The following is an 11,109-nucleotide window of genomic DNA, read 5'->3' as shown; positions in this document are numbered from 1 at the left end:
GGCGTCAGATGTGTATAAGAGACAGCTTGATAACCCGTTAGCGCGGTATTGAAAACGACTTCACCAGTGGTTTCGCCGCAGGCGCCAATACTAAAACCGGGAAATAAGGTGCCATCGGCTAAAGCCAATACGGCAGGAGGAAAAGAAGGAAGCAAGGGTGACAAACCATCTCCAGTCCCTGCTCCATCCGACGCCCAAAACCCCCAAAAAGACCAACCCGGGGCTTGTGTATGCGGGAGGTGAGTGTCTTTAAGCGCTAGGGTAATTAATTAGTTTCGAACCTTGCAATGATACCAGTTTTGGTTCGTAAGCCCTTGAATCCCCAGCCAATTAGGCTCCAAAAGAAATACCCCCTCCAAACCTCAAGGTCGGAGGGGGTATTTTGCTAAAGGTTTATGGATACAGCTTAAGCGCCAGCACGTTGATCAATAATGGTCTTGATTTGTGCCAAAACTGTTTGATCTTCCATCGTACTAATGTCGCCAGGATCGCGACCTTCAGCAACCGCTTGAAGTGCGCGACGCACAATCTTTCCTGAACGTGTCTTAGGAAGAGCGCCAACAACATAAACGTGGCTTGGCCTTGCAATTGCACCAAGTTGCGCATCGACGGTTTTCATACACTCTTTTTCGAGATTTTCCGCCTTAGAAGCATCTTTAGGAATCACAAAAGCAATGGCGGCTTGCCCTTTCAACTTATCTTCGATGCCTACCACAGCAACTTCAGAAATATTTGGGTGACTAGAAATGCTCTCTTCTATTTCACGCGTACCCAGTCTATGACCTGCAACGTTAATGACATCATCAGTACGACCCAAAATAAAGAAGTAACCATCTTTATCTTTAATACCCCAGTCAAAGGTGGAGTAAATCAATTTACCCGGAATGGTTTCCCAGTAGGTGCTGATAAAACGCTTATCGTCACCCCAAACAGTCTGCATACAACCTGGGGGCAATGGACCTTCAATGGCAATCACCCCTTTTTGATCTGCTCCCAACTCTGCAGAGGTAGCATCATCCAAAAGCTTCATGTTGTAACCAAAAGATGGCACGCCAGGAGATCCAAACTTATGCGGCATCACTTCAACACCACGCTGAATTGCGAGCATTGGCCAACCTGTTTCTGTCTGCCAATAGTTATCAACAATCGGTTTTTTAATAGCGTCATGAATCCAGCTGGCAGTCGGCTCATCGAGAGGCTCACCTGCCAAGAACAAGGCGCGCAATGTTGAAAGATCATGTTTCGTTAAGTAAGCAGGATCTTGCTTTTTGAGGACACGCACTGCCGTTGGTGCTGAGAACATTACAGATACTTTGTATTTAGCTACGAGCTCCCACCAAATACCTGCATCAGGACGTAATGGCGTACCTTCATACATGATGGTTGCCATGCCATTTAGCAATGGGCCATAAATAATGTAGCTATGACCGACTACCCAACCAATGTCTGATGTAGTGAACATGGTTTCCCCTGCTTTGCCACAGAAGATGTGATTCATCGTGGACATTAAGGCAACTGCATAACCACCAGTGTCGCGTTGAACGCCCTTTGGTTTACCAGTTGTTCCAGAGGTATACAAAATGTAGGAAGGATGCGTCGCATCAACCCACTCCACGGGCACTACATCGTTAAGATGTTTTTGTCTTTCAGTGGCGTAATCTAAATCCCTGCCAGCGACAGTTGTGAATTCAGAAAGTCCACGATTCACAATCAATACTTTTTCTGGCTTGTAAGTCGCCAAGGAAATTGCCTCGTCTAGCAAAGGCTTGTAAGGAACAGCTTTGCCGCCGCGCATACCCGCTTCAGCAGTTACTACCATTTTAGGTTGTGCATCATCAATACGAGTTGCCAAACTATGCGAAGCAAAGCCTCCAAACACAACCGAGTGAATCGCACCGATGCGAGCACAAGCTAGCATTGCAAAGCAGGCTTCTGCGATCATTGGCATATAAATGAGAACGCGGTCACCTTTTTTAATGCCGTTAGCTTTGTAGATTGCAGCCATACGATTCACTTCTTCGTAGAGCTCTTTAAATGTATAAGCTTTCTCTTGATTGGTTTCAGTAGAAACGGCAACGAGCGCAAGTTGATCTGGATTCGTCTTGTAATGACGATCAACAGCGTTATAGCAAAGATTGGTCAGACCGCCCTCAAACCATTTGGCAAATGGCGGCTTGTCGTAATTTAAAACTTTATCAAATGGCTTTTCCCAGTGAATTAACTTTGCCTGCTCCCCCCAAAATCCATCAGGGTCTTTAATTGAGCGTTCATGGTGTGCTTTATAGGACATAGTCAACCTATTCAAAAAAGTTTTCAAATTTGCTAATTTTTACTAGCTCCCTTATTACTTGAGGAAGCTGAATTACCATTTTTCGCAGATTTTGCAAGCCCTGTCGATGCGGATTTATGCTGAGATGCAGCATTATTTGGGGCAGACTTACCCTTATTTGCTGCATTTTCAGCTGCCTTACTCGTCTTAGGAGGTGGACACTTTCCGGCCTTATTGTTTTTTGACCCTTTAGCGGGTTTTGGGCACTTTGGCGGTGGCGGTGGCGGCTTCTCCAGGCTCAGGCTTGCGTTATCTGCCAAGGCAGAGGAAACATCTCCAGCACGATTTCCAGTTTTAGGAATGATGACTGTAGAACCTGCTTTAATCCGCATGCCCTTCGGTATGCCATTCACTTGCCTTAAAGCATCTGCATCCACTCCCAAAGTTTTAGCTGCTTGATCAACACTTTCGGTTTTACTGACCTTGATGGCAGTCCAGGTAGCAAGAGGTTTAGTATATTTTTTTAAATTGGCCTGAAATATTTCCGCATGGCCAAAAGGCAGCAAAATTTGCTGGTTAGCATTACTCAGAATCACAGGCTTGTTAAATGATGGATTAAGGCTATGGAATTCATCCTCAGGAATCTCTGCCAACTTGATAGCCAAAGCCACATCAATATCACTACCAACATCAACAGCAACAAAGTAAGGGTGATTCTCTAATTGTGGCAATACGATGCCATATGCCGATGGATCCAACACTATTGCTCGATAGGCCATTAATTTAGGAACATACATGCGCGTTTCTTTAGGCATGGTTAAGCTCTCATAATCGGTTGGAAGGCCAGCAGCGAGGTTACGTTTTTGTGCTTTCGCTACATTTCCAGCGCCCCAGTTATCAGCAGCTCATGCCAATTCCCAACTACCAAATTGATTATGTAAACGTTGTAAATAATCTAGCGCAGCATCGGTTGACTGCAAAACGTCTCTGCGTTCGTCGCGGAAAACATTTTGCGTCAATTGAAAGTCTTTACCCGTTGCCGGCATGAATTGCCATAACCCTACTGCTTTTGCACTAGATTTGGCATGGGTTACAAATGCGCTTTCTACAAAAGGAAGTAAAGCGATCTCGGTTGGCATATTGCGTGCATTGACTTCCTGAACGATATAAAACAAATAACGCGATGAGCGCGCCATGGAGCGATGCACATAATCTGGTCGAGCACTGAGCCAACGCAATTGCTCCATCTCTTGGGGGTTGTTCATGGGCTCCATTTGAAAGCCATCTCGAATACGTATCCATAAGTTATCTGAAGGCGCGTATACCTTGCTAACTGATTGATTCTGGAGATTTACTCTTGCCGCTCTGCTGGCCTTAGGGCTCGTCTTCGTTGGTGTATCAGAGGACCAATCGCCAGTACTAGCGCAACCAGAAAGAAATACCAGCAGGACTACAGCTGCAAACGTCAACCGCATTAGAAACGATCTTTCCAGGCGCGTATGACCGCTAGTACATGAGCGGGAGATGGTAAGTCTGCTTGATTAGCTATGGCTTTAGCCGCATACACCACTTCAGCTTGATTGCAGCGCATAAATGGATTGACCTGCAACTCTTGGCCAATAGTGGTTGGTATTGTAGGCAAGCCTTTGTTACGCAGTTCTTGTGCCTGCTGCGACCAAGAAATTAAATTCTGATTATTGGGCTCAACGACTAGAGCAAAGCGAATGTTCGATAAGGTGTATTCATGGGTGCAATACACCAAGGTATTTTTAGGAAGCGCTGCAAATGTCGCCAAAGATTGGCTCATTTGCGATGGTGTGCCTTCGAATAATCGACCACAGCCAGAAGCAAACAAGGTATCCCCACAAAACAACATGGGCTCAAGCACGTTGGCCTGCATATTGGCAAAGTAAGCAATGTGGCTTAAGGTGTGACCAGGAACTTCAAAAACCGTAAGACTAATGCGCGGGGAAACAATTTCTATCTTGTCACCTTCCTGTGCAATATGTGTACGCCCCGGTATGTTGTCCCCAGCAGGACCATAAACAGGAATGTGTTTACCCAGGGCACTGAGCAAATGAATAATGCCGCCTGTATGATCGGCATGGTGATGAGTAACAAGGATTCCCTTGAGAGTAAGCTGGGCGCGCGCAAGGTACTCAAGCACTGGTGCAGCGTCACCAGGATCCACCACAATTGCGGATTTTCCGTCATGAATACACCAGATGTAGTTATCATCAAAAGCCGGGATCGGCCATACCTGCAATAAAGTATTCTTATCCATAGCTTGATGATACCAACCCCACCCATACCCTCGCAGATGCCTGCACCCCCCTGGACTTCCTGGGAGAAATGGCTGCAATCTCCTCCAGGGCGCTATGTCCTGGGCTGGGAGCAAAGATGCTTTGATCAAATTGTGTGTGATGTATTTGGTTTCCATGCATTACAAATTGGCCTCCCCCAAATGAATGCCTTAAGCGAAAACCGCATGCCTTTGCATGTCCTGCTGATGCATGCAAATGACAATCGGGAATTAGCAAATCGTTTTCGCTGGCATTTGGTGGAAGGTCACTCCACGGAACTCCCTTTTGCCAATGAGAGCTTAGATTTAATCGTGCTACCTCATGTTCTCGAATTCGCGGCTGATCCACATCAAATACTGCGGGAAGTGGATCGCGTCTTGCGACCCGAAGGTCGCTTAATTATTTCAGGCTTCAATCCCGCTAGTTTGTGGGGTGCACGTCAGTATTTAAGTAGACTTGTTGGAAGCCCTTACCTGCCTAGAGATGGGCAATTTATTGGCTTAATTCGTATTAAGGACTGGTTACAGCTGTTGAATTACTCCTTGGATCGCGGTCACTTTGGTTGCTACAAATTTCCGCTCCAAGGTGATGCTGCTATGAAGCGGATGGATTTTATGGAGTCCATGGGTAATCGCTGGTGGCCCATTTTTGGCGCCGTTTTCTTGGTATCGGCTATAAAAAGGCAACAAGGAATGCGACTCATTGGCCAGGTACAAACGATGAGAGCCCCGACTATGGCTCAGCTGAGCCCTGCGGCTGAACGCAGTAAATTACGAACACCCATCAAAGAAACGCCCTAGACAATATAAAAGCAGTACATTAGAAATATGTCACACGCTGGATCTTCAAACCACACCCCTCATATCGTCATCTACACCGATGGAGCCTGCAAAGGCAACCCAGGACCGGGAGGCTGGGGTGCCGTACTTCGATCTGGCGGACATGAAAAACACATCCACGGTGGTGAAAAACTCACTACCAATAATCGTATGGAAATTAGTGCCGTTATATTCGCTCTCAAGGCCCTAAAGCAACGCAGCACTGTAGAGCTATGGACAGACTCGCAGTATGTCCAAAAAGGGGTCACAGAATGGTTAGAGAGCTGGAAAAAAAGGGGTTGGAAGACGGCCAGCAAAGAACCGATCAAAAATGCCGATTTATGGCAAGAATTAGACTCCCTCCTCCCCCATCATGAGATTTCTTGGCACTGGGTACGGGGTCATAATGGCCACCCAGGTAATGAATTAGCTGATCAACTAGCCAACAAGGGCGCGGAAGAGTTTTTAGCCTAATTTAGGCTACTCGTTTTAAGGGCTGACGATGCCCTCTTTTTTGGCGCATATGAGAGAATAGACCAGCTTTATAAGAGCGAAAAACGCACTTTTACGATAAAAAATCTAGAAAACGAGACTGTGTCGAAAATCGAAAATTACCTTGATCAGTTAGCTGGAAAACTGGTTCAACTGAAAAACTTGGGTACAGCACGCCTCTGCACCTTATGGGGCAAGACAGCGCCCCACGTATCCAAAATAAAAGCCGTTAATCCATCTGCCGCCAAAACAGTGCTGAGCCAGTATAAGTGGCGCATTCTCATTGTGATCGTTTTGCTATATGGCGCATCTAAGGCATACGAGTACTTTTTTCCATCGAACCCTAAGGGCAGTGGACCACAAACAATTACTAGCGTAGTTGTTGAAAAAAAAGATATTCCTTTAATCATTGAAGCAACTGGAACGATTGTCTCCGGAAATATTGTTGATATTCGCCCGATGGTGACCAACACTGTCGCCAAGATACACATTAAAGATGGCGAAGATGTAAAAGAAGGTCAAGTACTGTTTACATTAGACGATCGCAATGACCGAGCCAATTATGAAAAGCTGAGAGCATTGGCTGATGACGCCCAAAAGCAGTACTTGCGTGCCAAAGAGCTTGTGGCAAAAAACTTTATCTCAAAAGCAGGTCTCGAGACTTCAATGGCCAATGCTAAATCCGCACAGGCTGCTGCTAAAGCTGCGGAGGTTCAACTTTCTTTTGACACTATTCGCTCACCCATCAACGGCAAAGCAGGCATCATCAATGTCTTCCCTGGATCTTTGGTGCAAGCTAGCAATACAGTAATCAGCGCAACCAATCCTGCATCCACATCAACGACTAGCGCGATGGTAACCATTACTCAGCTAGATCCGATTAATGTGCAATTTGTCGTTCCAGAAAGAGACATCCCCATCCTCTTAGAGGGTAAACAATCCGATACACCACTGACTGTAAAAGTATCAATTGGGGGTGACAGTAAGAATGTTTACGAAGGACAAGTATTTGTTATTGATAATCAAGTTGATCCTTCTATTGCTGCGGTTCGTGTGCGCGCGCAAATTCCTAATCCAAAAATGACGCTACTACCTGGTCAATTTGCTAGGGTGACATTGAACGCAAAAACTATCACCGATGCGTTAGCAGTTCCATCCGAAGCGATTGTCATCAGCCCGAAAGGTCGTTTGGTATACGTTGTGGACAAAGACAATAAAGTGAGCGCTAAACCTATCAAAGTGAGCTACGAGTACAAAGGAACTTCAGTAGTCACCGGCATAGAGTCTGGCGACAGAGTTGTTGTAGAGGGCAAGCAAAATCTCAGACCCGGCAGCAAAATTCGTGAAGCAAAAGAAGGTGCCAAAACGAAGCCGGCCGATGAAGCAAGCAAGACACCTGCAAACGCCACTGAGAAAAAATGACGCTTTCTGAAATATGCATTAGACGACCCGTGATGACGGTGTTGCTCTCCATAGCAACTGTCATAGCGGGAACTGTGGCCTACTTCAACATCCCCGTTGCTGCACTGCCAAGCTTTAACACACCTATCATTTCTGTTAGCGCTAGCCTTCCGGGAGCTTCACCGGAGAATATGGCTTCTTCCGTTGCTCTTCCTCTCGAAAAAGAATTTTCAACCATTGATGGCATTAAGGTCATTAGCTCAACGAACACTCTAGGCTCTACCAGTATCACGCTGGAATTTAATAATGATCGTGATATTGATAAAGCAGCCGTGGATGTTCAGGCTGCTTTACTCAGGGCGCAAAGAAGATTGCCCATTGAAATGACAGTACCTCCGTCATACCGCAAGGTGAATCCTGCTGACACTGCCGTATTGGTTATACGGATGAGCTCGCCATCCTTAAGTCTGTCAGAGATCAATGCTTACGCCGAAAATCTACTCTCCCCCTCTATCTCGACCATTACCGGCGTGTCACAGGTATTGGTATACGGCGCAAAACGCTATGCAGTGCGTGTAAGCGTAAAGCCAGATGCGCTAGGTAATCGCAATATCACGATGGAGGAGTTGGCTACCGCAATAAACAAAGCTAACACTAATAGTCCGGTAGGTACTCTAGATGGGCCTCGTCAACTCATCACAATCTATGCCAATCCTCAATTAGTGAGAGCTGATGAATTTGCCAACCTTGTGATTGCGCAGCGCAATGGATTACCAGTATATCTTCGCGATGTAGCTGATGTTGAAGAGAGTTTTGAAGATGTAAAAACGTTTGCGACTGCAGCCGGCGAGCGTTCGATTGCAATTGGCATTTTGCGCCAACCTAACGCCAATACCGTCGAAGTAGTGAATGCAGTGAAGAAGTTACTTCCTACATTCCAAAAACAGATGCCAGCATCGATTAAGTTAACTCTCATCAACGATCGATCCCTCTCTATTATCGAAGCGATTCACGATGTCAATATCACGCTTGCTCTGACAATCCTGTTAGTTGTTTTGGTGATCTTCTTATTTTTAAAACGCTTATCAGCCACCCTAATACCTTCAATTAGCCTCCCCATTTCGCTCATTGGTGCATTTTTCTTGCTGTACTTTTTGGGCTACAGCTTGGACAACATCTCACTGCTGGGTATCACACTTGCCGTTGGTCTAGTGGTTGATGATGCCATTGTGGTGCTTGAAAATATCATGCGATATATAGAGGAAGGTATGGACCCCCTCAAGGCATCGCTTAAGGGCAGTAAAGAAGTTGGATTTACGATCATCTCGATCTCAATTTCCTTAGTTGCGGTATTTATCCCTCTCTTTTTTATGGCTGGCCCCATCGGTTTGCTATTTAGGGAATTTGCTGTTGTGGTGTCACTCTCAATCTTGGTTTCAGCAGTAGTTTCATTAACTATCGTTCCCCTACTCTGCAGCCGTTTTTTACCCAAGCCTGGTGACCATGGTAAAGAATATGAAATCACCAAAAAGTTTGATCGCGTCTTTAACTGGACCCTTAATACCTATGTTCACTACCTTGACCTTGCATTAAAAAATCGCAAGAAAGTACTCTGGGGCGCCATCTCTACTTTTTTTATTACCGTTGCTCTATTCATATATAGCCCTAAGGGATTCTTTCCTGAAGAAGACATTGGTCAAATTACCGCAACAACTGAAGCGGCGGAAGATACATCCTTTAAGGCCATGCTGGAGCTTCAGGATCGCGCTGCCGAGATTGTGAACAACGACCCCAATGTAGCGACGTCGATTTCGATTCTCGGTGGCGGTCAAAGTGCTGGAAGAAACACGGGGCGCTTTTTTATCATCCTAAAACCAAAGGGTGATCGAGAAAAGATGAGCAAAGTCATCGAAGGATTAAGAAACAAATTTAAAGAAATTCCAGGTCTGCAAGTCTATATGCGCCCTGTCCAAAACCTGCAACTTGGAGGCCGTAGTAGCAAAAGCCGTTATCAATTTACTTTGCAAAGTGTTGGCTTTGAGGGTGTTAATGAGTGGGCCGATAAGATGGCCCAAAAGATGCGTGCTGACCCAATTTTTAGAGATGTGACTAGCGATTCACAACTCAAAGGCCTAAATGTTCGAATTGAAATCAATCGCGAGCAAGCTGCCTTAGCAGGCGTTACTATCGCGGACATTCGGTCGGCTTTATATAACTCTTTTGGTGAGCGACAGGTTTCTACCATTTATACGCCCGTCAATACTTATTACGTCATTCTTGAAACGGCAGAAAATGATCGCCAGTTTGAAACCGATCTCAATAAAGTTTTTGTAAGGGGTAAAGCCACAGATAAACTGATTCCGTTGTCTAGCCTAGCCACTTTTGTGCGCGCGGTTGGGCCTACTGCTGTTAACCATCAAGGGCAAATTCCAGCAGTGACAATCTCCTTTAATTTGGCGCCTGATGTTTTTTTAGGTGATGCCACCAAAGCAATTGATAAATTTGAAAAAGAAATTAATCTACCGCCGTCCATTATTACCAGTTATGGTGGTGATGCCGCAGTATTTAAGGATAATCAATCAGGTCAAGTGATCCTCATACTGGCAGCCCTCGGAGTAATTTACATATTATTGGGATGTCTGTATGAAAGCTACATTCATCCTCTCACGATTCTTGCCGGACTTCCTTCGGCTGCCATTGGCGCAATATTAGCTCTGCGTATTTTTGGCTTTGAACTGACGGTGATTGCCTCCATCGGTATTTTGTTACTCATTGGTATTGTCAAAAAGAATGCAATTTTGATGATTGACTTTGCTCTTGAGGCGCAGCGCACCAAAGGCTTATCACCTGAAATGGCTATTAGAGAAGCTTGTATCTTGCGTTTTCGCCCCATCATGATGACCACCCTTGCTGCATTAATGGGTGCACTCCCAATCGCTTTTGGACTTGGAGCAGGTGCAGAATTGCGTCAACCTCTAGGTATTAGTGTTGCTGGCGGGTTGATATTTTCACAATTTGTGACTTTGATCATTACCCCTGTCATCTACCTTTATTTAGATAAATATGCAGGTAATGGTCCCATGGAAATTCCACCATCAGTGCTTGAGGGGACGTAATGCGCCAAGTTATTCTTGATACTGAAACCACAGGCTTAAATCCCGCAACAGGCGATCGCATTATCGAAATTGGTTGCGTAGAAATTATCGATCGGCGCCTAACTGATCGTACGTTTCACTATTACATCAATCCCGAGCGCGACATAGACGCAGGAGCCTTTGCAGTACACGGCTTATCGAGGGAATTTTTGTCGGATAAGCCAGTATTTGGCAATATTGTGGAGCAGCTTATTGAATTTGTGGATGGGGCCGAGATTGTGATTCATAACGCAGCCTTTGACTTGGGCTTTTTAGATAATGAATTCGCGCTACTAAAACGCCCACCTTTTCGCGGTCTCGCTTCTAAAATCATCGACACCCTGCTTGACGCGCGTCAAATGTTCCCAGGCAAGCGCAATTCCTTAGATGCGCTTTGTGATCGCTTTAATATCAGCAATGAACATAGAACATTACACGGAGCGCTACTGGACGCGCAACTTTTAGCTGAAGTGTATATCGCTATGACGAGGGGTCAAGAGGACCTTTCAATCGATTTAATTGATTACACGGTCGACTCTGATTCTGAAGGACAATCGAAAGCACTGCCTACCAATCTAAAAGTATTGGCCGCAAACAAAGATGATCTAGAGCAGCACGAGAAAATCTTGGCAGAGATTGCAAAGTCCAGCAAAAAGGACTCCGTTTGGAGTCCTTTATCTCAAAACCAATAG

At 45.5% G+C, this 11,109-nt stretch carries 10 protein-coding genes; 5 read left to right on the top strand and 5 right to left on the bottom strand.

Going from position 1 to position 11,109, the window contains the following annotated elements:
• From KIH43_RS08830 to gloB, 5 genes are all read right to left on the bottom strand, one after another.
• The coding region (locus tag KIH43_RS08830; RefSeq protein ID WP_297719867.1) for a carbamoyl-phosphate synthase domain-containing protein at positions 1-155 on the bottom strand (155 nt) is incomplete at its 3' end.
• Positions 156-406: 251 nt separating this feature from the next.
• Complete coding sequence (locus tag KIH43_RS08825) at positions 407-2,290, bottom strand: propionate--CoA ligase (RefSeq protein WP_296969730.1); 1,884 nt, start codon at positions 2,288-2,290, stop codon at positions 407-409.
• A 32-nt stretch (positions 2,291-2,322) separates the two neighbouring features.
• Positions 2,323-3,084 (bottom strand): hypothetical protein, encoded by a 762-nt coding sequence (locus tag KIH43_RS08820; protein ID WP_297719861.1) that lies wholly within the window; start codon positions 3,082-3,084, stop codon positions 2,323-2,325.
• Between the two features lie 90 nt (positions 3,085-3,174).
• Positions 3,175-3,744, bottom strand: coding sequence for a transglycosylase SLT domain-containing protein (locus KIH43_RS08815; protein WP_297719858.1), 570 nt, complete (start codon positions 3,742-3,744; stop codon positions 3,175-3,177).
• Positions 3,744-4,553, bottom strand: a complete 810-nt coding sequence (gene gloB / locus KIH43_RS08810) for a hydroxyacylglutathione hydrolase (protein WP_297719856.1) — start codon at positions 4,551-4,553, stop codon at positions 3,744-3,746. The genes KIH43_RS08815 and gloB overlap by 1 nt, the downstream gene beginning before the upstream one ends.
• Before the next feature lie 36 nt (positions 4,554-4,589).
• Here gloB and KIH43_RS08805 point away from each other — a divergent pair, with 36 nt between their 5' ends.
• The 5 genes from KIH43_RS08805 to dnaQ all read left to right on the top strand — a co-directional run bounded on the left by KIH43_RS08805 (position 4,590) and on the right by dnaQ (position 11,109).
• Complete coding sequence (locus tag KIH43_RS08805) at positions 4,590-5,372, top strand: class I SAM-dependent methyltransferase (protein ID WP_297719853.1); 783 nt, start codon at positions 4,590-4,592, stop codon at positions 5,370-5,372.
• A gap of 27 nt (positions 5,373-5,399) precedes the next feature.
• Positions 5,400-5,864, top strand: coding sequence for a ribonuclease HI (gene rnhA / locus KIH43_RS08800; RefSeq protein WP_297719850.1), 465 nt, complete (start codon positions 5,400-5,402; stop codon positions 5,862-5,864).
• Between the two features lie 120 nt (positions 5,865-5,984).
• Complete coding sequence (locus KIH43_RS08795) at positions 5,985-7,304, top strand: efflux RND transporter periplasmic adaptor subunit (protein WP_297719847.1); 1,320 nt, start codon at positions 5,985-5,987, stop codon at positions 7,302-7,304.
• Complete coding sequence (locus KIH43_RS08790) at positions 7,301-10,399, top strand: efflux RND transporter permease subunit (protein ID WP_296969713.1); 3,099 nt, start codon at positions 7,301-7,303, stop codon at positions 10,397-10,399. The genes KIH43_RS08795 and KIH43_RS08790 overlap by 4 nt, the downstream gene beginning before the upstream one ends.
• Positions 10,399-11,109: a DNA polymerase III subunit epsilon gene (gene dnaQ / locus KIH43_RS08785; RefSeq protein ID WP_296969710.1), complete on the top strand. Its 711-nt coding sequence runs from the start codon at positions 10,399-10,401 to the stop codon at positions 11,107-11,109. The genes KIH43_RS08790 and dnaQ overlap by 1 nt, the downstream gene beginning before the upstream one ends.

It is taken from the genome of Polynucleobacter sp. (assembly GCF_018500155.2).
GTDB lineage: Bacteria > Pseudomonadota > Gammaproteobacteria > Burkholderiales > Burkholderiaceae > Polynucleobacter.
Note: the sequence above shows the minus strand (reverse complement) of the source record. Positions and strands in the feature narration are given on the sequence as shown.

What these genes read in the sequence shown, in the direction of transcription:
- KIH43_RS08825 (WP_296969730.1), bottom strand. Translation starts at nt 2,290, where the DNA reads ATGTCCTATAAAGCACACCATGAACGCTCAATTAAAGACCCTGATGGA.
- KIH43_RS08815 (WP_297719858.1), bottom strand. Translation starts at nt 3,744, where the DNA reads ATGCGGTTGACGTTTGCAGCTGTAGTCCTGCTGGTATTTCTTTCTGGT.
- rnhA (WP_297719850.1), top strand. Translation starts at nt 5,400, where the DNA reads ATGTCACACGCTGGATCTTCAAACCACACCCCTCATATCGTCATCTAC.
- KIH43_RS08805 (WP_297719853.1), top strand. Translation starts at nt 4,590, where the DNA reads ATGCCTGCACCCCCCTGGACTTCCTGGGAGAAATGGCTGCAATCTCCT.
- gloB (WP_297719856.1), bottom strand. Translation starts at nt 4,553, where the DNA reads ATGGATAAGAATACTTTATTGCAGGTATGGCCGATCCCGGCTTTTGAT.
- KIH43_RS08790 (WP_296969713.1), top strand. Translation starts at nt 7,301, where the DNA reads ATGACGCTTTCTGAAATATGCATTAGACGACCCGTGATGACGGTGTTG.
- dnaQ (WP_296969710.1), top strand. Translation starts at nt 10,399, where the DNA reads ATGCGCCAAGTTATTCTTGATACTGAAACCACAGGCTTAAATCCCGCA.
- KIH43_RS08820 (WP_297719861.1), bottom strand. Translation starts at nt 3,084, where the DNA reads ATGCCTAAAGAAACGCGCATGTATGTTCCTAAATTAATGGCCTATCGA.